Genomic DNA, 24053 nt, shown 5'->3' on the forward strand with positions numbered 1-24053 from the left:
ATCAGGAACGTCGCCAGCGTCACGATGAACGACGGCAGCTTCGTCTTGACCAGGATCCACCCATTGATGAAACCGATCGACAGGGAAACCAGCAGGGCGATGACCACCCCCACCCACGCATTCATTGAGAAATACCAGCTGAAAAGCGACGCGGTCAGGGCCGAGGAAATCACGGCCACACCGGTGGAAAGGTCGAACTCGCCGCCAATCATCAACAACGACACCCCCACCGCCATGATCCCGATCGTCGAGGAACCATACAGGATCGTCGCCAAAGCATTCGGCTGGGTAAACGTCCCGGACACCGAAGCAAAGAAAATGAAGAGGACAACCGCCCCCACCAGGGCACCGACCTCAGGACGGGCCATCAACTTGCTCAACGGGCTCCGCTTCGCGACCCGCTCATCCGCGGCATTTTTGGGTGCCGGGGCAGTAACTAAAGCCATGGAACACACTTCCTTCTCTGTCAGCTCGCGCGGCAAGGGAGTCATGCCGCGCGAGCTGAACCATCATCGGATTAGCGGATGCCCTGCTGAACGAACTTCAGCACATCGGAAATGTTGGACTTGTCAACGATCGTCGGACCCGTGAGGACGGGCTGGCCGCCACCGATCTTGAAACCACCAAGCTTGTTCTGCCAGATTGCGTCAATGGACATGTAGCCCTGGAGCCACGGCTGCTGGTCCACAGTGAACAGGACCTTGCCATCGTTGATCGCCTGCGCGAGCGCGGGGTTCAGGTCGAAGCTGGCCACTTTGATCGGGCTGTTGGCATCTGCCACGGCTTTGATGACGGTCAAGGTGATCGGTGCGCCGAGCCCGATGATCACGTCGGCATCCTTGCTGGCCTGGAGCTTCGCCGTCGCGGTGGACTGTACGGCCGTCATATCGGCCCCGTTGACATAAAGGATCTCAGTGCCCGGCACCTTCGTCTTCACACCCGCGCACCGCTGTTCGAGTTGCACCTGTCCCTGTGACTGGATCACGCAGATGGGGTGTTTGTAGCCCTGCGACGCGAGCTTGGCGCCGACCGCTTCGCCAGCCAGGGTCTCGTTCGATCCGAAGTGGGTGAACGCTCCCATCTGCGCGGAGACGTCCCCACCAGCGTTGAAGCTCACCACCGGGATGCCCGCGTCGGTAGCCTTCTTCAGCACATCCTTCATGGCGCCCGGGTTGGCGATCGTGACCGCGATGCCATCAACCTTCTGGTCGATGGCCTGCTGCACGAGCTGGGACTGGCGCCCCGCGTCGGCATCACTCGTGTAAAGAACCTCGACATTGTCCTTCGCTGCCGCGGCCTCCGCACCCTTGCGCACGATGTCCCAGAAGGTATCGCCGGCCTCGGCGTGGGTGATGAGCGCAACCTTGATCCGCGGAGTGCTTGCCGCTTGCCCGCCACCCGCGGCGTTGGCGGTGTCGGCCGGCTTTCCGCCCCCGCTTGAGCATGCTGCCAGGGCCAGAAGCGGTACTACGGCCAGCGCCACTGCGCCTCGCCGCCAATTGAACTTTGCCACGTGAGATCTCCTTTGATGTCGCGTACTTCGACCGTCGACCCCGTTGCTGTGCCTTCAAAGACATGGTGGGAGGACGGAACCATCTAGCTGTGAACGGATGTGATCCACATCGCTTTGTGGAACGCTCCAACGCTAAATCAAGGCTTGACCAATTGTCAATGGAGCGTTCCAATTAGATTGTGACTGGGTATCGACGCCCTCACCTGCCGCAACTAGCCGCGCACCGGCGCGAGGAGAACGATGACGTACTCAAGCACACCCGAACTGATTGCGACCTGCTGGACCAGCGCAGGGAATATCGCGCCGTTGACCAGCCCGGAGATCAGTCCCGTCCCCATCGTCCAGCGTTTGGAAGCAATCGCCTCAACCGGATGGTCAGGCTTTGGATTGGCGTACGACGATCTCGTCGCGGCAAGGGACACCATCGGTTTCTCCGGGCTCAAGACTCTCATTGACCAGGCGGGCTTCCGCCACGTCGAAGTCGAGTTACTCACCAACTGGTGGGACGATTCCCTGTCCCATGAATGGAGGCCGCAGTTCGAGCTGCTCCTCGATGCCGCGGAAACGCTGGGGGCGCGCTTCATCAAGATTGGAACGGCGTTCGGCGAGCCATTGGAAGATCTTGATTTCCTGGTGGAGCCGCTGCGGCGCCTTGCAAAGGAAGCCTCGGAAAGAGGAACTCGGATTGCCCTTGAGCCCATGCCGTTTTCGATGGTCGGATCGATTCCCGCGGCCGCCGAACTCATGCGGTCGGTCGATATGCCCGAATGTGGGCTTGTTGTTGACTACTGGCATGTCTTCCGTGCTGGAACGAGATTGGAGGAACTGTCCCGCAGCGTGACCGCCGAGCAGATTTTCGGGGTGGAACTCAATGACGCTGACGCGGAAATCAAGGGGACGCTCTTCGAGGACACTCGCGACAATCGCCGCCTTTGCGGAGAGGGCGACCAAGACGTCGCAGGGTTCATCACAGCGCTCCAGGCCATCGGTTTCAAAGGGCCGTGGGGTGTGGAAATACTCTCCGAACAACACCGCACACGTCCGGTTCGCGAAGCGCTGGAATCCGCCCGCTCGACGGCGCTTGCCTGCTTTCCGCCCTCAGTTCCATGACAAAGCAACGGCATCTCGAGCATGACTGGCGTGCCGTGGCGGGTGAAATCGTCGAAGTCCGGCACGGCGAAAAGACGGTACGCATAGGCTTTGTGGACGCGGTCACCCCCGACGGTGGAATCCTATGGATCGAGGGACACGGCGCGGAACCCCGCACAATGTTCGAACGCACCGAGGGATTCCACGTATGGATTGAGTACAAATGGGAAGCCGGAGTATGCCGCTAGCCAGGTTTCACCCGCCATCGCGCGAAACGCAAAGAAACGTTGTGACCCAGCTAATGGCGCGGATCTCGGGGTGCTGATAGCTTCCTAATGATCGGCTGAATTGATTGGTGGTGTCCCGTTGCGATCAATCATGGCCCATTTCCGTGCGCTTAATACCATTCCACCGGCAAGCAACGATCACCTGGCTGCCGTCCGCGTCGCGCTGAGCGTCGCCGTGCCGGCGCTGGTGCTTCTCGCGGTTGGCCGGACGGACCTCATCATTTACGCCGTGTTCGGCGCCCTGACCGGCATGTACGGCCGTGCCGAATCGCACCAACTGCGGCTCAAGCACCAGGCCCAGGCTGCAGCGGTGCTCCTGGCCGGGGTCTCGGTGGGCACATTCTTGTCCGTCTCCCACATCCATTCATGGGGATTGGTAGCAGTCGAAGCGCTCCTGGCGGGCGCGGGCTCGCTGTTCTCGGACAAGGTGCGGCTCAAACCCAACGGCCCGTTTTTCGGAATCCTGGCCCTGGGGGCATGCGCTTCCGTCCCCGCGCACATTCCATTTTTCGCTGCAGTCCTCATCTGCGCGGCATCGGCTGCGTTCTCGATGGTGGTTGGCTTCGCCGGATGGCTTCGGTACCGGGGGTGGGAACGCGGCGCCATCCGGGACATTCCGGCATTCAATACTCAGCTGCGGCAGGCAGCCGGGCTTCACGCGGCCAGGTATGTGCTCGCCGTCGGCGCGGCAGGTGCTTGCGGAGTGCTCACGGGCAGCGGGCACCCGCACTGGGCCATGTTCGCGGCAGCTGCCCCGCTGGCCGGTGCCGACACCCCGGGGCGGCTGCACCGCGGCATCCACCGCATCGTGGGGACGTTCCTCGGATTGGCGATTGTCGCCGTCGTACTCTTTCCGGGACCACTCTCTCCGCTGCAGTATTTCCCGGGACAAAGCGCCCTCATCCTGGCCCTGCTGGTGATCGGTTTCCAGTTCCCTACGGAGTTGTTCATGGCCCGGCATTACGGCTGGGCGATGGTGTTTTTCACCCCGGTCATTCTGCTCATGACTCAGTTGGCGGCGCCCGCGGATCCTGGAGTGCTCGTTCTCGAACGCGGAGTAGAGACGCTCGTGGGAGCCGTGATCGGGATCGCCGTGGCCCTGCTGGTCCAAGCGCCCCGGCTTACTTCGCGGGGCTGATCTATTTCAGGGGTCTCCGGGGCGGACCCGACGTAAGCTTCGCCGGCAGGAAACGCATGACGGCGGTGATCGCTTTGTACCGCTTCGTCGGGATGGATACCCCTTTGCCCTTCGCGTTGTCTTCCAGTCCTTCCCGGACAACGCGCTCGGCCTTGAGCCACAGGAAACGCGGAGCCACCGATTTGTCCATGCCCATGCGATCGTGGAATTCGGTGTGGGTGAACCCCGGGCACACCGCGGTGACTTTCACTCCGCTGCGGGCATAAGCAGTGTTCGCCCAACGGCTGAAGCTGACTTGCCAAGCCTTGGCTGCCGAATAGCTTCCCCGGTTCGCGAACGCCGCAACGCTGGCGACGTTGATGATCCTCCCGGACTTGCGTGCCAGCATCACCTCCAAGGCCGCGTGGCACAGCTCCAGGGGTGTCTGGACATGCAGTCGCAAATGCCGCTTTTCGTCTTCCACATCGTTCTTCTCGAAAGAATTCAGCAAACCGATTCCAGCATTGTTGACCAGCACGTCCACCGGCCGCGAAGCGTCCCGCAGCCTGGCTGCAACAGCCGCAACCCCGACGTCGGAGGTCAAGTCCGCGGGCAGGACCTCCACCGAGATACTGAAGTCCCGCTCAAGCACCTCAGCGCTTGCCCGCAGCCGGCTTTCGTCGCGCGCCACGAGGACGAGGTGGTGGCCGGATTCGGCCAGTTGGCGCGCGAATTGGGCGCCCAGCCCGGCAGTAGCACCGGTGACCAAGGCGGTGAGTTCGTTGGCACGAGTTGTCATGCGCCCAGACTAGCCTCGTTAACCCTCCGTGTGGTGATGTACGCCCCGGCCGTCAATCGGCATCTCGACGGCGGTACTCGTTCGTTTCCTGTGCTCGCGGTAGAGTGCCTCAAAATGCGCCCGTATAAACCGCCGAAGGCGGGGCAGCGGCCGCCAAAAAAAGAGGGAACAGACAGTGGACGAAGCTCATGCCAGGATTGAATTCCGCGAAATCGACGAGCACGGTAATTCGCTGGAGCATCACCTAGAGACACCTGAGGCCGTCCGAGGGGGCTCGGTGAATCCGTTCATCATCGGGCTGTGGGCACTGGAGGTGGCGCTCGTCATAGGCATCATGGTGATCATCAACGAGGCTATGACCCCGTTCACCCCCAGTCCGGGAAATACGATGCCCCCCGCGTACTTCTTGACAATCATGATCCCGCAGCTTCTCCTGGCCGCGGCCCTGATCTTGGCGACGCTGCTGTTCTGGCACGCTTGGCAATGGCAGAAACGGAAGGCACAAAAGTAGGCACCTTCCCGGGATGGCAGGAAAGACGCCGCGCATTCGTCTCGCTTACCGCTAGGACTGAGGTGGCGTGCGGCTGGGGTCTCAGATCCAGCCGCACGCCGTGCAGGGATCCATTGATCCCCGCACGCGCCCCGGGCCGTGAGTCGCATGGGGGCGCACGGCCCCATGGGCACGGCCTGGCATGCGGTCCATCGAGAACGAGCTCCTTCGTTGCGGCCCCCAACAGGTCCGCCAGGAGTCTCATTCCTTCCCATGCCAGGCACTAACTATGTGTCGCGGGGACGTGAATCGTGTCGCGAACGTCGCAAGATCTTTCCGAAAGAACCGTCGAAATGCCGGGTTCAGGATTTATTCGGCGGGCCGGTCTTCCGGCACCGAACCGGTGAGATCAACGATGCGTCCCTTGGCCGCGGCTTCGCGCACTGACCAGATTGCTGCGATGGCCGCATCCTCGTCCTCAAAAGCCTTGGAAGTGAGCAGGACGTCTCCATTTTCGGTGACGAGTTGGAACCGGAGGTGGGCGTCCGCGTCAACGTAGAGTTTGAATTGTGAGGCCATTGCAGTGCTTTCTTGTCGGGAGGTAGGTGCGCTTCAGGCGTTGGGTGCCTTAAGCGTTTGAATCATCGGCTTCGCCGGCGGTTCCACGCCCGGGAGGACAGGTAGAAGGCGAGCAAGCCGCCGATGAAATAGACCACCCAGAACGGGAATCCGATGTTGGATTGGCGTCCCGCGAGGGTTTTCTGTTCCGGCGCGTCTTTGGGGATGTCCGCGATCCGGGAGGCGTGAACAAGGAGCCGGTGCGAGTTGACTCCAATGGGTGTGCACGTGACCAAGGTGACGGAGTCCTGGCCAGGGATGATTTTCAGTGAGGAGATGTCATCCGGCTTGACCACTTCGATCCTGTCCACTTTGTAGAGGAACGTGTGGTCCATGACTTCGGTGGAAAAGATGTCACCCGTTTTCGCGCTGTGGAGGGGATTGAAGAGTTCCGCGTTCGGGATTCCCGAGTGCGATGTGAGCACGCTGTGAGTGCCGGGGCCGCCGACGGGAAGGGAAGAACCATAGAGATGGCCGACTCCTTTGGCCAGGACGTCGTCGCTGGTTCCGTGGAAGATCGGCAGATCGATGTTCAGGGACGGGTAGCGGAATCTTCCGATCACCTCGTCGTTGGCGACGTTGAGCTGGCTCTGATAATCCCGCAGCTGCCCTTCCAAAGCCGGGGCCGGGGCGTGGGCCGAGTACGGGTCCCGCAGCTGTCCGGCAGGGATCCGGGAGTTGTATTCGCGTGCCCGGTCCAACACTTTCGTCCGGGCCGAGGGTTCAAGCTGTTCGACTTCCTGCGCGTAGCCGGAAAGTTGGTTGTTGTGGGATATCGAGCTGAACCAGTCTGCCGCCTGGGGGTAGAGGACCAGGCCCAGACCGATGGCGGCAACGACCATCATGGTCACAAATCTCCGGTCGGCATGGCCACGCCTGATGTTTGTGCGTCCACGGGTCCCTTTTCGGGGGCGCCGACGGTGGCCGTCCGGGCCGGTTTCGGAACCCTCCATGAATTCTTTGAGGGTTTGGGGCATTGGGGCCTCTTGCTGTGATGGACGGGAGCGGTATGGGGCATCCACCATACCGATGGATGCCCCATACCCTGCATCAAGGGATGCGGGTCACCGAGGGGTGTCTACTTTGCCTCGTTGCGCTTCCGTCGGCCGGTGACCATGAAGAGACCGGCGCCTGCCAGCACGAGGATCCCTCCGGCGGTCAGGGCCCAGGTTCCCACACCACCGGTGAGGGGCAGCTGGAACCCGGCGTTATGCGGGACGTTGTTGATCGTCACTGTGACCACTGACGGGTCGTTGCTGGTGACCGTGGTCTCGACCGGCTGGGCGAGCAGCTCGTAGCCGGACGGGGCCTTGGTCTCCACAAGCCAGTAGCTCTGGTAGCCGGGCTGGCCCGGGGTCACTGTTGCCCCGTTGGCCCAGTTGGAGTAGCGCAGTCCGGAGATCACCAGGTTGCCGCTGGCATCGGTGGTCCAGGAACTGGCACCTCCGACGCTGATCGCGTTCGTGCCGGCCAGGGCGTCGGCCTGGGTCGGGTAGACCGAGAACACGGCACCGGCCAGGGCCGCGGAGCTCTGGGAATCCTTCTTGTGCAGCACGATGTCGCCCCACTTGGTAATTACTGGAGGAGTGACGACCGGACCGTTGGGCTGGCCCGGAGTGATGGTGAAGCTGGCCGCGTTCGGGTAGACAAGAGCCGTGTTCGCGATCTCACCGACCGTACTGACGGTGGAGTTCACCGTCACCAGGACCTTGGCCGTGGGGTCGGCCGCGAGCACGGCCCGGCCGGTGGCGGTGAAGTCGACCGTGAGGGTATTCGTGGCCGCATCGAACACGACCGTGTAATCGGTGTTCAACACGAGTGCCGCGTTGTTCGAAAGCGCCACTGTCGAGCTGGTGTAGCTCAGCTTCGAATCGAGCTGGTCGACAATCCGGTATCCATCGATCGGGTTCACGTTGGGAATGTCGGACGTGATGGTCCACGTCACCGCGTCACCAAGCTTGATCGCGGAGGCGTCGTTCACGGTCTTCGTCGCTGTAGTCACGGCGTTCTTGGGATAGACGTTCACGTCATACAGCCAGCTGTTCCCGCCCGCGGGGTCCGTCATCGGAAGGGTCACCAGGAACGGGGCCGAGGGAGTGACACCGGCGGGATAGCCGGTCTCCGTCACCAGATACAGGCCCAGGGGAAGGTTCCCCAGGCTCGCCGTTCCGTTCGCGTCCGTCGTGGTCGTGGAGCCCGGGGTGGCCGCCTGCGCCGCGGCCTGGGCCGGCGTCAAGGCTGACGCGGCAGTCCAGCCCGCGTTGGTCGTCAGGTCAATGTTGTTGACCTTCTGCACCGTGAACGTCACCCCGGCCATCGGGGTCAGTGCCGCGGTCTGGGCCGGGGTCAGTGCCGTTCCATCGTTAGGCAGGTTCGTCGGCGTCGCCGGCTTCTCGTACTTATGGATGGTCAACGAACCCGTCTTGGACGGATCGATGTTCGCGGTGTTCGCCGCGTGTGCACCTCCGGCTCCGAGGGCGAGCATCCCAGCTGAGGCTATTGCGGCGAAAGAGGCTATTATGCCGCGCCTCACCTTCGATGATTTCATCGTGTTCCTTTCTTGTTCCCCCATTGATTTGCGCGGAGCTGCGCTAAGGAGTTTGGGTTTGTGGGGTCTTGTTCGCTCGCCTGAAGACGATGAGGGCGAGGGAAGTCATGAGGGCGAGGATCCCGAGAACCGTTCCGCCGAAGATGCCGGCAGTGCCTGGCCCACCGGCGAATGGAAGTTTGACGGACGCCATATCCAGAACGGTGATGGTCTGGTTGTTTGCTGTTACTGACGTTCCTGCGGTGGCCGGGTCCAAGGCGATGCTGCCGTTCGGCGCAATGGTGAACTTCACGGGGGTGGCCAGAAGCGAGTAGCCGTCCGGGGCTTTGGTTTCGAGCAGCCAGTAGGTCCCAGGAAGCAAACTTCTGACCTCGACCAGTCCGGGTGACCCGGATACTGGGCTGTTCACTCCGACGACGGTGGGGTCCATTTGCCCGGCAGCATCGTTGTGGATCTCAAAGGTCGAGCCGGTCAGCGGGACGGTGGAACCCTGGGTTGTCCCGGGTCCTGCCTTTTGCAGGAACAGGTGGCCAGTAGTGGGATTCGTGGTGAAACATGCAGGGTCAAGTGGCGCCGAGCCTCCGGTGACGCATCGTGCCGGAGGGACGATGCCGCTGCCGGTTGCCCCGTTCTTCACGATGACGAGCCATGCATTCGTGTTGACCGTCACCGAGTAGGTCAACACTGCCGTGCCGTTGCCGGGCAGAGTAAATGAAGGAGTCGCCAACGTGCTGCCGGTACCCGGATCCGGGACTGCGAGGGGTGTACTGCCATTGACGGTCAGGTTCGCGGACCCCGCGGTGAACGTGGCGTTGTTCAGTACCTGGCTTAGGTCATCGGTGAGGATGACACCTGTGATGGGGTTGGCGGTGGAGTTGGTGGCCGTCACCGCATACGTGATCACCCTGTTTGCGCTTGGATCGCCTGGGTTGATGGAGGTTCCGGAAGCAGGGGATGCTGTCTTGCCCAGGGTCCACACGCCCACGGGATTGACCGTGCAGGTGGCACTTCCAGCCGGGCAGCTCGTTGGCGGAGTGATGGTGGTTGATGTTGTCAGGTAGTTCTCTAGCGAAGCATCACCCAAATTGCCGGCGCTATTGACCTTCACCTGATACGTGACGACGCTCTTCGCGCCGGCAGCCACGGTGCCCGTGACGGCCAAGGTTTTCGGCGCTGCCCCCGAGTTGTTCGTGACAACCAAGGGAGTCCCGCTCGTGGCCGTCGTGGTGATGGAGTTGGCTACGAGAGTCGAGGCATCCAGGACGTCCGCGAGCCAGTCGGTGTAACTGACAGCGGCCGGGGCGGTGCCGGCGGTGTTGTCAAAGGACAGCGAATAGCTCAGGACCTGCCCGGGCTGGACCATGGTCCCGGCCACCGGATCCACGCTCTTGGAGGCCACCAGATTGGGCGTGAGGGCGTCGCAGGCGGAGTTGTCCGTCGTCGGGCCCTGCTCCTGGCCAGCCGGCAAGGCAACCGAGTTGAACAGGCCCGTCCCCGGGCCGGCGCACGCCGGCAATGGAGTGGTGTTGGTGTAGTGGAACGTCACCGCGAGGTTGAAGGTCTGCGTGACCCCTGGACCGATGGTAGAACCCGCCGGAGCCAGAGTGTAAGGGCCGGCGGTCGACGACGATCCACCAGCAGGAGCCCCGGTCCCGGTAGTCGTCCAAGCAGCACTCGTTGCAGCCAGGTTCGGGGCGAACGCCGGAGTGTCGGCCAGGGTGCCGTAGGTCCCGGCCACCGATCCGGTGTTGGCCACGGTGACCGTGTAGTTGGCGACCAAGTCGCCGTTCGCATCCGGACCGGTGACCGTGCCGGGCTGCTTGGCTACGTTGATGATCGGCTGGGCGGTGTTTGACAAGGTGCAGGTAATGTTCGCCCCGGCCACCGGGGTGATGGCCAGCGAACCGCTGAACGCGGCACCGACGGGCAAACCGGGCTGAAGGCCGAACGAGTCCGTACAGGTAATGGAGCCGGCATAGTTTGCAAGGTTGGCCGTACCGGCGGCCGCTTCGGTCAGGGTATACACAGTTCCAGCCGTGGCCACGTAGGCCCCGGTGGTGCCGGTTCCCGCAGTTACTGACGATCCCGTACCTGCCGTGGTCGAGTTGGTGGGGTTGTTAACCACCGCGCCCGTCGCCCCGCCGGTGCGGATCTGCACGGTGAACTGGTCAGTTGCCGCCTGACGCGGCGCTCCGAGAGCCTTGGTGAGGGTGATCCGCGGAGCTCGGACGGTCAGCGTGGCGTTCGCGGGCGGGTTGAGGTTGGTCACGATGTTCGCGGGACCGTTGACATACGTCCCCTCGCCAGCTGCCGTCACATTGAACGTGATGGTGCAGGATGCCTGCCCTACGGCAAGATCACCGCCCGTGGCCGTGAAGGTGTTCGATCCGGCGACTCCCGTTTTGACGAATGCGGCACCGGCCACCTGGGCACACGTTCCGCCGATCGCGGGGTTAGGGGCGATCACGACGCCGGCGGGCAGCGTATCGGTGATGCTCCAGTCGTTCTTCGCCTTCAGGTCGCTGGTATTGGTCACCGTGAGCGTCACGGTGGAGGCCTGGCCGGGGGCAATGAGCGACGGACTGAACGACTTGTCCAACTGCGGGGTCACGTCGACGATCTGGGGCAGGTCGAACGCCACGTCGTTACCCGAGCCACTGGTCTGGGCGTTGTACAGAGACAGCCCGAGGTTCGCGGTCGTTCCGTTCGGAACCATGTACGCCGCCGACTGCAATTTGGTCACCTGGGTCGACCAGTCAGTGGAACTGGTGCATGGGTTCAGTCCGGAGCTCAGCACGATCGGAGTGCCGTTCACGAGAAGACTGAATGTCTCCTGCGGTTGACTGGCGCCGCCCTGGGCAGGACAGTTCACAGCCGCGAAATAGGCCGACACTGCGTAGTAGTGCCCGGCGATCGCGGGAATGGTCTTCACTGTGCGGAATTCCGTGCCGGCCGTGATGGAACCGCTCAAGGCATTCGTGTACTCCGTCAGAGCCTGATTCGTTTGTGCTTGCGCCGGGCTCTGCCCCTGCGCCACGCCGAGTGCTTGGGCCATGCTCCTTAGCGAGGGCCACGTGGTGCCGAGGTTGCGCTGGCAACCAGCGTCTGAGGCCGGAGGGTTGGGCGTGGTCCAACTCATGATCCAGCCGTTGCACTGGTTTCCAGCCGGCGTCCATTGCGGGTCCGCCGTGTACGTCGAGAACGCGGCTGCCGCACCGCCGGTGTAGTTCAGGATGTTGATGGCAGCCGCCGAAGCATCCTGATTGCTGAAGTCCTCGGTGTAGACCGGCGTACCAGCCTGTGGCACTCCCGGGGTTCCGGGAGTCGTCGCATATGCGGGTGAAGGCACGGTGCCGCCTAAGCCAAGGCCGACAATCGTTGCGGTGAGGAGAATTGCCAGTAGCTTGGCTGGAAGGGACTGCTTCATAGGCTTTTCTTGCATCACTTTCGGGAGCGGGCACACAGGTGGTCTCTAGCCATCAAGTACGCGCTTCCCGCGATTCGTGTCGCAGAAAACAGCTTCAAATTTTTGAACGAAGGAGGGAGAAACGGCCACCCACTGGAACAGTGGGAGCAATTCGCAGATCGTGACGCGGAAACGGGAAGAGATTTTCGGAACGTGGCATCGGCGGGTCACGTTCCGGGCGGACCGCCGCCTATTTCGCTTCGGTTGGCCTCCGGCGCCCGGTGGCCATGAACAGGGCTGCGCCAGCCAGCACAAGGATCCCGCCCGCGGTCAGTCCCCAGGTTCCCGTGCCCGTGAGCGGCAGCTGGAATCCGGCATTCTGCTTGACATTGCCGATCGTCACCGTGACAGCGGAGGGGTCGTCGCTGATCACAGTGGTCTCGACCGGTTCGGTGAGAAGCGCGTACCCGGACGGGGCCTTGGTCTCCACAAGCCAGTACGACTGGTAGCCCGGCTGACCTGGGCTGACGGCCTTTCCGTTCGCCCTGTTGGAGTAGCGCAGGCCGGAGATCACCAGGTTCCCGCTGGCATCGGTGGTCCAGGAACTGGCACCTCCGACGCTGATCGCGTTCGTACCCGCCAGGGCATCGGCCCGGCTCGGGTACACCGAGAACACCGCACCGGACAGGGCAGCCGAACTCTGGGAATCCTTCTTGTGCAGGACAATGTCGCCCCACTTCGTCACCGCCACCGGAGGCGTGACCACCGGACCTCCGGGCTGGCCCGGAGTGATGGTGAAGCTGGCCGCATTGGGATACACGAGGGCGGTGTTCGTGATCTCACCGACCGTGGTCACGGCGGTGTTCACCGTGACCAAGACCTTCGCCGCCGGATTCGCAGCCAGGACCGCCCGGCCGCTGGCGGTGAAATCAACCGTGAGGGTGTTCGAGGCAGCATCGAACACGATCGTGTAGCCCGTGTTCAACACCAACGCCGCGCTGTTCGAAAGCGCCACCGTCGAGTTCGTGTAGCTCAACTTCGTATCCAGCTTGTCCACGACCCGGTACCCATCAATCGGGCTGACATTGGGAATATCGGAGGTGATGGTCCACTGCACGTTGTCACCGAGCTTGACCACGGACGCATCGTTCACGGTCTTCGTCGCTGTCGTCACCGCGTTCTTCGGATAGACGTTCACGTCATACAACCAGCCCGTCCCGCCCGCCGGATCCGTCATGGGAAGGGTCACCAGGAACGGCGCCGAAGGAGTGACACCGGCCGGGTAGCCGGTCTCCGTCACCAGATACAAGCCCAAAGGAAGATTCCCCAGAGTCGCGGTTCCTGTGGCGCCGGTCGTGACCGACGAACCGGGCCCAGCCTGCGCCGCGGCCTGGGCCGGCGTCAAGGCAGCCGCGGCAGTCCAGCCCGCGTTGGTCGTCAGGTCAATGTTGTTCACCTTCTGCACCGTGAACGTCACCCCGGCCATCGGGGTCAGTCCCTCCAGCTGGGCGGCGGTCAGTGCCGTTCCGTCATTCGGCAGCTTGCTCGGAGTCGCCGGCTTCTCAAACTTATGGATCGTCAACGAACCCATCCGCGAAACGGGGTTCGTGATGCCGGTCCCGGAATCAACCACCCTGGCCGTCTCGTGCGGCACGGGAACTGCTTCGGGAGCCATTGGCGCGGGCACTGCGGGTTGCGGTTCCGCAACGGCCGGCGGGTCCGACGTCGGCACCGGGCTTGGCGGGGGTGCCGTCGGGGCGCGTTCCGGCGCGGACTGCTGGGCTGACGGCGGCGCGATGCTCGGGACTTCGGCTTCAGCGATGGGCGCCGGGCCGGTTTGTCCAAGCCACATGAGGATGCCTGCAATCGCGAGCCCCCCGAGGACCAGCGCGGCGACCGCAATCTTCCAGAATCCCGCCACCGAGCGCAGTCCGGCTGCGGCCGGTTCCGACTGTCCCGGAAGGAACGGTTCCGAAAGGAACGGCTCGGAAAGAAAAGGCTCAGGGAGAACCCCGCCGGGAAAAAGCGACTCCAGCAGTGCGGTTCCGGGGAGGAATCCGGCAGTCACCGCCGGTGTGAAGACCACTCCGACCACCAAGGGGAAGACAAGAGCCCTCATGCCCGCCTGGACATCGTTGAGTTCGACGAGCACAGCCGTGCACTTCGAACACTCATCCAAATGCGCCTTGACTTTTTCGTACGACGCACGTTTCAGGCCGCCGCGTGCGTACTTTCCGAGCTGGCTCGAAAATTCAACGCATGAGTCGTCGCTGACCACCGTGATGTGGTTTTGCAAGTAGGCCTGCCGGAGCCCTTCACGCGCCCGGATCACGAGCGAGGAGACGCCGTTGGGGCTCAATCCGATGAATGGTGCGGCTGCCGCAGGTTTCAGGCCCTCGATGTCCACATGCCAGAGGACGGCCTGCCAGCGTTCCGGAAGCGATCTGAACGCCTTCGCCATGGTGCTGGACTCGAAGGCGTCCAATACGGTGTCCGCATCGACGGAAACCGTATCCAAGACGTCGACGTCGCCCACGATCTGGGTACGCCTGGCCTTCCGGTTCCGGTCGTAGGCAATTCGCCGGACGGCGGTCAGAAGATAGGAACGGAAGAACTGGTCAGGTCCTTTGCCCTCGGTGAGGGCTTGGAAAATCGAAGCGAACGCCTCGGCCACTACGTCGTCGGCGTCACTGATATTGTCCGTCTGGGCGCGGGCAACAAACTGGGCCGCTGCCACATGTCGCCGGAACAGTACATCGAATGCGGAAGCGTCGCCGTCACGCACCATGGCCATGATTTGAGGGTCGCTGTGCCCGACAGCCAACGACGCATCCCCGCCATTCGAACCGTCTTCTGAAACTTGCCCCATAGCAATCCAGTGTGACAGCCGAAATTGCATGTGACTTGAATCTTACGAAGGGCCGCCACAAGCAGCGATAGTTCCAGCACTCCGCCCAAAGTCGCTAGGCGGGCCCGTTACTCGTTGTCCGGTTCCCCTGCGGGCGGTTCCGGCGGCCAATCGACGTCGAGCTCGTAACCCTCGTGCTTGCGCAGATAGGCGGCAATGAACGGGCAATGCGGGATGATCCGCTTGCCGGAGGCGACGACGTCGTCCAAGGCAAAGTGCGCGAGGACCTTGGCCAACCCGCGGCCTTTGAACTGCGGGCGCGTTTCGGTGTGGAGGAAATCAATGTGGCCGGGTTTGTCCATGAACTGTGAGATCACGGCTACTTCACCGTCAACCAGAAGCTCGTAGCGGTGGAATTTGTCATTCCTGACCGTTGTCACGCCCGGGCTGAACGACTCTTCGGTTGAATCCGTGAACTCAGTCATGAGTCGAGATTCGCACGTAAACCGGGCTCTGGCAATGGCACCGCAGGCCCGTCGGGAACCGCCGCAGCAAGGACACCGGCCGGCACCCGTCCCAGCAACAACACTCCCAGCGCGAAGCACGCCGCTCCCCCGCCGAGGAGGGTCAGCGTGAGTCCGTTGAAGGCGGCGTCCACCACCGGAATGAAGACCACGACGGCGGCAGTCACCACCGCGACGTGCGTCCTGCCGCGCGCGTGGATGGCCGCCGTCGGGCGCTCTTCGAGCCTGCCGCACAGGAGCAGGACCGGAAGCAAAAGCAGGAGGACGCCGAGCAGGACCAGCGGGCGGGCCCACCACCATTCGGCGGTACCGGCCGCCGGTTTGGGGAAGTCGGTGAGGAGAAGCAGCCCGGACATGGCCGCGAGTAGCGGCAAATGCCACAGATAGACCGTCATGGAGCGCCGGCCCGCCACCGCCACTACCCATCGGATCCAGCGCACCCCAGCTGCCCAGTCAAGTCCGGGGCGCAGCAATTGCAGGGTTGCCGCCTGGGACAAGCCGAGTAGAAGCATGCAGAAGTTCGGCGGGTTGAGGTCCACGATCATGTTTCCGGAGTAGACACCGATTCCGGTCACGAGCCCCAGCAGCAGGTTGCTGCCGACGATCAACCCGACGAACCAGCCCCGGCTGCGTCCAGCGAAGATGCCGTCGGCAATGAAGAAGCCGAATTGCTGGACCGCGCACCACACAAAGAGCATGTTGACGAAGGCGAGCATCGGAAACGCCCCACGCAGCGAGTCCAGGGTGATCACGGCCGCCACGAGCCCGCCGAGGGTCAACCACGGGGAATGTCCATGCAGCCGGGCCAGCACCGGAACGCTCAATTGCGTAGCGAGGTACGCGGCCAGGAACCACAACGGCATGCCCGCGCCGGTCGCGATGAGCTGGACTACCTCCGGGTCGACGCCGAGGAGCCTCGCGGCCCACAGCCCTACGAACATTGAGGCCAGCAGCGCGGTTGCCGGACGGATGAGGCGCAAGAGCCGCAATTGCGCGTAGTCGATGCCGGAGCCGCCGCGCGAGCGTAACCGCCGCCAAGACTCCAGTCCCGTGATGCCGCCGAGGACGAAGAACAGCGGCATCACTTGGAACACCCACAGGACGGGTTCGAACCAGTGCTGTTCCATGAGCGTGTTTTCGGTGGTGACGGTGCCGTCGGGGTGCAGGACCGGGCTGACCATCATGCAGTGCGAGAGCACCACCAGGATGAGGCAGAAGCACCGGGCGAGATCGATCACGGGATCACGTGGGCGGCCAAATGCGGCCATGCCCGCCGACGTCTTTTGTTGCCCCGAGAATCCCATCGCGCTCCCTCGTGAACTGCTGAGATCATTGTCCGCCCGCTCGACGGCGGGAACCAGAGCGTGCGGGGGTGTGAATTCGTGGGTGCGGCCCGGGGGCTGCGTGCCAGTACGCAGCTGTGGAGCCGCACCCACGATCACGGCGTTTAGCGAAGCAGCCGTTCCCGCTGCCGCGGATCGCCCGCCGCTGCGCAGGCCGCCAGTGCCAGGCCGAAAGCGCCGTCCAGAACCGCACGATCCGCGGAAGCGGAGGAGCCGTGGGCAGCAAACTCGGCGGTGTGGTGGGCGGCCCCGCCCACGTCGTAGCCGAGCAGCGGATGGATGCTTGGGACCAGTTGCGAGACGTTGCCCATATCCGTGGAAGCTACTGGATCTTCGTTGAACGCAACAGCCCTCCCCCGGGCGGACATCGCTTCCCGGTAGGCCTCGGAAAGGTATCGGTCCTGCCTGAGTTCTGCGTAGGCATTGCCCGTGGGCGTGACCTTGAGTGTGCTCCCGCTGGCAAGGGCGCCCGCTTCCAGGCAGCGCCTCACGCGGTCCTCTATGGTTCGCAGGTTCTTGAGGCTCGGCGAACGCATTTCCACGCTCGCGCGGGCCCTCTCCGGTATGACGTTGACGGCGCTCCCGCCCTCCGTCACGATCAACGAAACAACCGAACCGGGCGGAAGTTGCTGCCGCGCCAAGGCGACGGCTGTCTGGGCAATCACGAGCGCATCGAGGGCGTTGACCCCTTCGGACGGAGCGGCCGCGGCATGCGCGGGGCGCCCTTCATAGAGCACGTCCCACATGCCCATGGCCAACGATGAGCCGCCGATGACGTCCTCGGCGCCGGCATGGGCCATCATCGCCAGGGATACGTCGTCGAAGAAGCCCTCGCCAATGAGATCGACCTTGCCGCCGCTCGTCTCTTCTGCCGGGGTGCCGAGGACCTTGACGGTGATCCCCAGCTCTTCAGCGACGGGAGCGAGCGCGAGTGCAGCGCCCACAGCAGACGCGGCGTTCACGTTGTGTCCGCAGGCGTGCCCGATGGTCGGCAACGCGTCGTACTCAACGCACAACGCGACCACCAGCTCTCCCGTCCCGAACCTCGCACTGAAGGAAGCGGTGAGCATCGGCTGCGGACCGTCAAAGCTGAAGCCCGCGCTCCTGAGCAGCCGGCTAACCCGCCTGGCTGCCCGGAACTCCTGCCCGCTGAGCTCCGGATCAGCGTGGATCGCGTGGCTCAGGCCTAGGATTTCCGATTCCCAGCGCTCAAGCGCGGCAGAGACGGAGCGCCCGACGGCGGTGGAGGAGGCAGTGGCGGGGATTGCGGTTTCCAGGGCCACGGCATTCGAGGCGGCGGCTTTCATACGGCGATTCCTGCGGTTGCGTGGCGCTTCGGGTAACGGGCTGCTGACGCAGCCGCGATCAGGGCCGCGATGGCGAGCGCCATCCAGATCGACAGGAGGCCGCCCTCGCTGATGTGGCCGGACTGGACCGAAGACGAGGAAATGAGCTTCACGACGGCGGCGCCCACCGCGATGCCAACGGACAGCGCCAGCTCGTTGAGTCCGGCCGCCGTCGAGGTTTCCTCGAGCGGAACGCCCTCAACGGACAGTGCGCGGGTCCCCGCCTGGTACATGCCAAGGCTGAGGTTGAACATGGCGAATCCGGTGCAGTAGCCGGCCAGGGAGCCGTGCGCAGCTGCCATGACCACGAAGCCGCCCGCCAGCAGGACGCCCGCGAATACCAGGGTGGCACGTTCGCCGAACAGTCTGAGGGCCTTTGAGGTCAGAAGCGAGGAAAGCAGCGACAGCACCGATGCGGCGGCCAGGACGACGGCGATCATGAGAGGGCTCAGCGCGAAGCCGTAGCCGGTCTTGTCCGGGTTTGAATACAGGAAGATCCCGTTGGTGCCGAAGTAGCTGATGGAGGCGAAACCGAAGAAGAAGGTGGTCAGCGAGACCGTCCGGATCCGCGGGATGGCAAGCATCCGCAGGTCCATGAAGCGCTTACCGTTCACGTTTCGAGAGTCCAGGACCACCCAATAGGCCAACAGAGCGAGGCCGAAGATTCCGGAGCCGAGCGTCTTGGCATCCAACCAACCCCAGTCAGGGCCCATCGAAAGTGCCACTACGAAGCCGATCAGTCCGAGGGAACATGCCATGAGCGGCACCAGGGCGAGTCCCTCGCGGGTGGGGGTTCCGGCGTCGGGCAGGACGAAGGAGCAAAGCAGCCCCACGACCGCGAACGGCACCGCTACCCAGAATCCGAGGGTGGGATCGTCGACGCCGATGATCCCGCCGAACAGACCGCCTGCACCAACCATGATCATGAGCATGCCGATCATCACGCTGACTCCAGTGCGCGTCTGCGCCGGGCTGCTCACCCGCAAGATGCCCATCATGAGCGGAATGAAGCCGACAACGCACGTGAGCATGACGACGCCGATCGTCACCGTCCACAGCGACGGCCACAACGCCATCATGGTGACGCCGGCCGCGACGACCGCCGTCGACCAGCGGAGGACGAGCCGGTAGCCGTAGCTGTCGCCGAGCCGCGAAATGATCGGCGTGAGCACGGCAAAGCCCACGTTCGAGATCAGGAAAATACCGTTGATGGTGGGGTCGTCGATCGAAAACGCCGGCCCCAAGGCGGGGAGGATCGGGTTCAGGTAACCCTGGGTGACTCCGCTGAGCGATTCGATCAGGGCCATCGCCACGATCATTCCCGTGATGGTCCGGCGTGCGACTGGCGCCGTTGCTGGAGGTGCTGTCTTGCTTGCCATGTGCTTCCTTGAGTGGTGGGGGCTTTGGATGCGAGCGGGTGATGCGAGTCACAACGTTAGGTCTGCCGTCTACACTGGCTAGGAATTTGTTTGAAATCGTCTGAGAATCGTGAATTTTGAAGGAATCAGCCATGATCTCCGAAACTGATCTTGAAATCGTCAATGCCCTGCAGATCAATCCCCGCGCGGACTGGAGCCGTATCGGGGACGTCCTGGGGTTGTCCGGGCCTACGGTCGCGCGCCGCTGGAACGCCCTTGCTGAGCAGGGACTGGCGTGGATCACCCCGGCCCCGGGTCCGCGCTATCTGAGTGCGGGCTGGTCGGCGTTCATCAGTCTTTCTTCGCTGCCGAGCGAGAACGAAGCCCTCGTCCAGCGACTGTGCGGGGAGCCGGCATTCGGCACCGTGTCGCTGGTGTCCGGCTCGCACGACCTCTTCATCGACTGCTTCGCCTCAAGCCATGGAGAGCTCATGGATATCGTGACCGGCTCCTTCGCAGGCCTCCCCGGAGTGACGCACCGGGAGGTCGTTTTCGTCACCAAGCTGTACCGGCAGGCTTCCGATTGGCGCAGCGGCACCCTCGAACCGGTGCGGGCACGGCTCATGTCTGCAGAACCCCTGCCCGCGCCGGCCGCCTACGCGCCCGATCGGCTCGACGCGTCCCTCCTGGCGGAACTGGCCAAGGACGGACGCGCCAGTTGGGCGGAACTGGGGGCAGCCTGCGGCGTCTCTCCCCAAACGGCACGACGGCGGGTGGAGCGGTTCCTCGCGTCCGGCTACATGACGCTGAGGTGCGATACGTCCGTTTCCGCACAACAAGGATTAAGGGAAGTCAGTCTGATCCTGAACGTGCCCGCCCACCATGTTGACGCCGTCGGGCGCTATTTCGCGGCCCTGCCGAATTGCAGGCTCAGCGCCCAGGTTCTGGGCGCCCAGAATCTGCTCGTGACGCTGTGGGTCCGCGACTATCTGGAGGTCCAGGGCCACGAGCGCGAACTGGCGGAGCGCGCGCCGGGGAGCACCGTGATCTCCCGGCAAGCCGTTGTCCGCAACTACAAACGCCTCGGGCACGTCTTGGACGAGTCCGGACGCAGCCGCAGTGTGGTTCCGTTGCCGCTGTGGCGTGAAGGATAGCTGCCCGCCCCGCCCCCAACGCCCGCTCACGTATGGGGCCAAATCCCCCAACGCCCGCTCACGTATGGCGGGCATTTCCCAAACCCTCGCTCACCTATAACGCCAAATCCAACCCTCGCTCACCTATGAGCGGAGGGGCCGGATCCCATCTGGACACCCAGACGGCAACCCGGACAATTGCCGTGCGCCGGGACGGCTCGCGGCGTTTAGTAGAGAGTGCTATCAATCCATGACAAAGGAGTCATCGTGGCACGCGCCGATTTCGCGACAGTGCAGTCAGCCCCCATTCCGCCCGCTCCAGCCGTCCTTGCCGGCGGCGCATCGCTTGGCCTCGCCTTGGCGACGAGGCCAAACGCCGACGACGATTCCGGGCCCGGCGGCGAAGTGCCCAGCAGCGCGTGGCGGGTGCGCGCCGACGCCTGGGAATTCCTTGGGTATGCCGTCAAACAGCTCTCTGCAGGTTCGCGGACCGTCGCCGGCCGGACGCGCGAACTGCCGCGGGACGTCCGAAGGTTGTTGCCGCTGCTTGAATCCCTCGAAATGTATTGGGCATCTCCGGGGCAGCAATATGTCATGGAATTGCGGCGAATCCTGGAGGCTGGAGAATACCTCGAGGCGCTGAACCTCATCGAACCGGTCGCGCGACGAGTCGCCGGCCACAACCACCACGCCCAGGAACCCGCACAGGACCCCGAACGCGAAACGGAACGGGCGGAAGAACCCGCCGAATCGCGCAAGCGGTTCGAGGTCCTCGTAATCGACGACGTCTCAAACGCCGATCGTGAAGCCCTTCAAACGGAACTGCATAGCCAGCGCCGCCCCGCAGACGCCTTCAATTACGAGCTCGTGTTCGTGCCGAGCTTCGAGGACGCCATCGTGGCTATCCTGCTCAACCCCGACATCCAGGCGTGCGTGCTGCGTCCGGGATTCGTCCCCAACAGCAGGCAGCGCTTCAGCCGGGATGTGCGCAGCTTCCTGGACCGGTTCATGGGGAAGTCGCTCCCCCAGCGTCCCTTGGACCGCATCTTGAGCTTGGCGGAGAAGCTGGGCCAACTCCGCCCCGAACTTGATCTCTACCTCGTGGCGGGGGTCGGAATCGAAGAACTCGCCGGTTCCTTGACCCGCCAATTCCGTCGGATCTTCCGTCGCCAGGATGGGCTGGAGCTCCACTTGTCCTTGCTCGCCGGCATCGCTGAGCGATATGAGGCGCCGTTCTTCCACGCGGTCCAGCAGTACAGCCGTAAACCCGCGGGCGTTTTCCATGCCCTGCCGGTGTCCAGGGGCGGATCGGTCATCCATTCCAAGTGGATCAACGATCTTGGCGAGTTCTATGGCCTGAACCTGCTCCTCGCCGAAACCTCGACCACGTCCGGCGGGCTCGACTCGTTGTTGGATCCGCATGGTTCCCTCAAGCAGGCCCAGAAGCTGGCGGCCCGGGCATTCGGTGCTCAGAAGTCGCTCTTTGTCACCAACGGAACATCCACTGCCAACAAGATCGTGCACCAATCGATCCTGGCACCCGGCGATGTTGTGCTGGTGGACCGGAACTGCCACAAATCGCACCACTACGCCCTCATGCTGGCCGGCGCGCAGGTCTCCTATTTGGACGCCTACCCCTTGAATGATTTCTCCTTCTATGGCGCGGTTCCCTTGGAAAGCATCAAGCGGATGCTCCTGGATTACCGCCGGGCAGGGCGGCTCCACGAGGTCAAGATGATTGCCCTCACCAACTGCACGTTCGACGGCATTGTGTACGACGTCGAACGCGTGATGGAAGAGTGCCTCGCCATCAAGCCGGACCTGGTGTTCCTGTGGGACGAGGCCTGGTTCGCGTTCGCGGGCTTCCACCACATCTACCGCCGCCGTGCAGCCATGGCTTCGGCCCGGGCACTGGAGGCGAAGTTCGCGGATCCGGCCTACGCCCGGCGCCGCGCCGAGCAGTTGCGCTCGCTTGCGGCGGCGGGCGGGGCGGCCAACTCCGGTTACGACGGCGGCGGCGAGCCCGACGACGGCGGGCCGCGTTCCGGCGTCGGGCCCGTCAACGATGAGCTGCTCCTGAAGACAAGGCTGCTGGCCGATCCGGCAAGGGCCCGCGTGAGGGTCTACTCAACGCAGTCCACCCACAAGACCCTGACCTCGCTCCGGCAGGGATCCATGATCCACATCCATGACCAGGACTTCGGCCAGTTGAACGAGGAGAGCTTCCGGGAGGCGTACATGACGCACACCTCCACTTCGCCCAACTACCAGATCCTGGCTTCCTTGGACATGGGACGGAGGCAGGTCGAGTTCGAAGGCTACGAGCTCGTGCAGCGGCAGGCGGATCTCGCCGTTAGCATCGCCCAGGCCGTGGCGAGGCATCCCTTGCTGAAGAAGTACTTCCGCGTCCTCGGCACCAAGGACCTCATACCAGCGGCGTACCGCGAAACCAACCGGCAAATGCCGCTCCGCGACGGCCTGGCGGCCATGTCCGAAGCTTGGGATCGCGACGAATTCGTTGTTGATCCGAGCCGTTTGACCCTGCACATCGGCCTCACCGGCGTGGACGGCGATACCTTCAAGCACGACTACCTGATGGACAAGTACGGGATCCAGGTCAACAAAACCTCAAGGAACAGCGTGCTTTTCATGACCAACATCGGCACCTCGCGGAGTGCCGTTGCTTACCTCGTCGAGGTCCTGGTCAAGCTGGCCGAAACCTTCGAAGACGAGCAATCCGGCCTGAGCGGCTTGGGGCAGCGGGCACGCCATGCGCGTGTCGCGGCGCTGACCAGCACACCGCCGCCCTTGCCGGACTTCAGCCGCTTCGCCGAACGGTTCCGGGCAGATGCGCAAACGCCGGACGGCAACATGCGTGCGGCCTACTTCGAGAGCTACAAGGCCGGATCCTGCGAATACTTCAGCGCGGCCGAACTTGCGCGGAGGGTCGCCGCGGGAGAGGAAATAGTGTCTGCGTCCTTCGTCACCCCCTATCCGCCCGGATTCCCTGTCTTGGTTCCCGGGCAGGTGATCACTGAGGAGATCCTGGCCTTCATGTCGGCGTTGGACACCCGGGAAATCCACGGCTTCAATCCGGAACTGGGGTTCAGGGTTTTGACGGGTGAGCTGGCGTCACGCCAAAAGCCTGCATAAGTGAGCGAGCGTCGGGGGTAAAGCCCACATACGTGAGCGAGGGTTCCGCCTTAGCCGAGCGCCACGGCCAGGATGCCGAGCACGACGGCGAGTAGCGGCGTCGTGCCCTGAAGAACCGCGGGGCGGAGGTACTTTTTGCCGCTCAAGGCAAGCACAATTGCCGCCAGCAGCATGGAGCCGCACGAACTGAAGACGAGGGTCCAGCCCACCTGCGGATGACCAAGCACGACAAAGACGATCCCGGCGAGCGCCCCGATGGCGAGGAAGAGGTTGTAGAAACCCTGGTTGTACGCGAGGGGCTTGGTGGTTTCGGCATCGGACTGGGAGGCGACGCTGAACCGCTTCCACGTGGCCGGACGGGTCCACGTGATGGACTCCATGCTGAAGATGTAGACGTGCAACAAGCCGGCAATGAGGGCGAAAATCAGGGAGGCCACGATCATGTGCTGATCGTAGCCTCCCTGCGTTACGTGGGTTCGCC

General features: G+C 63.5%; 18 protein-coding genes and 1 pseudogene. 6 read left to right on the top strand and 13 right to left on the bottom strand.

The annotated features are described in order from the left end of the window. Together BMF89_RS09795 and BMF89_RS09800 are read right to left on the bottom strand one after the other, a co-directional pair. A pseudogene (locus tag BMF89_RS09795) lies at positions 1–446 on the bottom strand (ABC transporter permease); the annotation flags it as partial. A 71-nt stretch (positions 447–517) separates the two neighbouring features. Further along, positions 518–1513 carry a substrate-binding domain-containing protein gene (locus tag BMF89_RS09800; RefSeq protein ID WP_078106906.1) on the bottom strand — a complete coding sequence of 332 codons (996 nt, stop codon included), beginning with the start codon at positions 1511–1513 and terminating at the stop codon, positions 518–520. Positions 1514–1753: 240 nt separating this feature from the next. On the opposite strand from BMF89_RS09800, the gene BMF89_RS09805 reads away from it, so the two are divergent. From BMF89_RS09805 to BMF89_RS09815, 3 genes are all read left to right on the top strand, one after another. Next, on the top strand, positions 1754–2623 hold the full coding sequence (locus tag BMF89_RS09805) for a sugar phosphate isomerase/epimerase family protein (protein WP_078106907.1): 870 nt from the start codon (positions 1754–1756) through the stop codon (positions 2621–2623). Further along, on the top strand, positions 2620–2850 hold the full coding sequence (locus BMF89_RS09810) for a hypothetical protein (RefSeq protein WP_078106908.1): 231 nt from the start codon (positions 2620–2622) through the stop codon (positions 2848–2850). Before BMF89_RS09805 ends, BMF89_RS09810 begins: the two co-directional genes overlap by 4 nt. 130 nt (positions 2851–2980) lie before the next feature. Further along, entirely contained in the window at positions 2981–4027 is a 1047-nt protein-coding gene (locus BMF89_RS09815; RefSeq protein WP_078106909.1) for an FUSC family protein, read from the top strand. A gap of 1 nt (position 4028) precedes the next feature. Here BMF89_RS09815 and BMF89_RS09820 read toward each other — a convergent pair whose 3' ends face one another. Next, positions 4029–4805, bottom strand: coding sequence for an SDR family NAD(P)-dependent oxidoreductase (locus BMF89_RS09820; protein WP_078106910.1), 777 nt, complete (start codon positions 4803–4805; stop codon positions 4029–4031). 175 nt (positions 4806–4980) lie between these two features. Here BMF89_RS09820 and BMF89_RS09825 point away from each other — a divergent pair, with 175 nt between their 5' ends. Continuing rightward, complete coding sequence (locus tag BMF89_RS09825) at positions 4981–5316, top strand: hypothetical protein (protein ID WP_078106911.1); 336 nt, start codon at positions 4981–4983, stop codon at positions 5314–5316. Positions 5317–5664: 348 nt separating this feature from the next. Here the strand turns inward: BMF89_RS09825 and BMF89_RS09830 are convergent, their stop codons facing one another. From BMF89_RS09830 to BMF89_RS09870, 9 genes are all read right to left on the bottom strand, one after another. Further along, positions 5665–5874, bottom strand: coding sequence for a DUF1508 domain-containing protein (locus BMF89_RS09830; RefSeq protein WP_078106912.1), 210 nt, complete (start codon positions 5872–5874; stop codon positions 5665–5667). Positions 5875–5936: 62 nt separating this feature from the next. Beyond that, positions 5937–6758, bottom strand: coding sequence for a class C sortase (locus BMF89_RS09835; protein WP_171983448.1), 822 nt, complete (start codon positions 6756–6758; stop codon positions 5937–5939). A 233-nt stretch (positions 6759–6991) separates the two neighbouring features. Continuing rightward, entirely contained in the window at positions 6992–8485 is a 1494-nt protein-coding gene (locus tag BMF89_RS09840) for a SpaH/EbpB family LPXTG-anchored major pilin (RefSeq protein WP_366214778.1), read from the bottom strand. 19 nt (positions 8486–8504) lie between these two features. Next, positions 8505–11888 (bottom strand): SpaA isopeptide-forming pilin-related protein, encoded by a 3384-nt coding sequence (locus BMF89_RS09845; RefSeq protein ID WP_139359619.1) that lies wholly within the window; start codon positions 11886–11888, stop codon positions 8505–8507. 229 nt (positions 11889–12117) lie between these two features. Beyond that, positions 12118–14736 carry a SpaH/EbpB family LPXTG-anchored major pilin gene (locus tag BMF89_RS09850; protein ID WP_139359620.1) on the bottom strand — a complete coding sequence of 873 codons (2619 nt, stop codon included), beginning with the start codon at positions 14734–14736 and terminating at the stop codon, positions 12118–12120. 107 nt (positions 14737–14843) lie between these two features. Then, the gene (locus BMF89_RS09855; protein ID WP_078106916.1) at positions 14844–15200 is read right to left on the bottom strand and encodes a GNAT family N-acetyltransferase; all 357 of its coding nucleotides are present in this window, start codon (positions 15198–15200) and stop codon (positions 14844–14846) included. Then, entirely contained in the window at positions 15197–16543 is a 1347-nt protein-coding gene (locus tag BMF89_RS09860) for an acyltransferase (protein ID WP_078106917.1), read from the bottom strand. The genes BMF89_RS09855 and BMF89_RS09860 overlap by 4 nt, the downstream gene beginning before the upstream one ends. Positions 16544–16686: 143 nt before the next feature. Next, positions 16687–17889: a M20 family metallopeptidase gene (locus BMF89_RS09865; protein WP_078106918.1), complete on the bottom strand. Its 1203-nt coding sequence runs from the start codon at positions 17887–17889 to the stop codon at positions 16687–16689. Then, on the bottom strand, positions 17886–19307 hold the full coding sequence (locus BMF89_RS09870) for an MFS transporter (RefSeq protein WP_078106919.1): 1422 nt from the start codon (positions 19305–19307) through the stop codon (positions 17886–17888). The genes BMF89_RS09865 and BMF89_RS09870 overlap by 4 nt, the downstream gene beginning before the upstream one ends. A 131-nt stretch (positions 19308–19438) precedes the next feature. Between BMF89_RS09870 and BMF89_RS09875 the strand changes: the two genes are divergently transcribed. Together BMF89_RS09875 and BMF89_RS09880 are read left to right on the top strand one after the other, a co-directional pair. Then, positions 19439–20440: an Lrp/AsnC family transcriptional regulator gene (locus BMF89_RS09875; RefSeq protein WP_078106920.1), complete on the top strand. Its 1002-nt coding sequence runs from the start codon at positions 19439–19441 to the stop codon at positions 20438–20440. 336 nt (positions 20441–20776) lie between these two features. Continuing rightward, a complete protein-coding gene (locus tag BMF89_RS09880) occupies positions 20777–23572 on the top strand; it encodes an aminotransferase class I/II-fold pyridoxal phosphate-dependent enzyme (RefSeq protein ID WP_078106973.1) in 2796 nt (931 codons plus the stop codon). Positions 23573–23622: 50 nt separating this feature from the next. Here BMF89_RS09880 and BMF89_RS09885 read toward each other — a convergent pair whose 3' ends face one another. After that, positions 23623–24015 carry a DUF1304 domain-containing protein gene (locus tag BMF89_RS09885; protein ID WP_078106921.1) on the bottom strand — a complete coding sequence of 131 codons (393 nt, stop codon included), beginning with the start codon at positions 24013–24015 and terminating at the stop codon, positions 23623–23625. Positions 24016–24053: the final 38 nt, after the last annotated feature.

The sequence above is a fragment of the Arthrobacter sp. SRS-W-1-2016 genome (assembly GCF_002009585.1).
GTDB lineage: Bacteria > Actinomycetota > Actinomycetes > Actinomycetales > Micrococcaceae > Arthrobacter > Arthrobacter bambusae_A.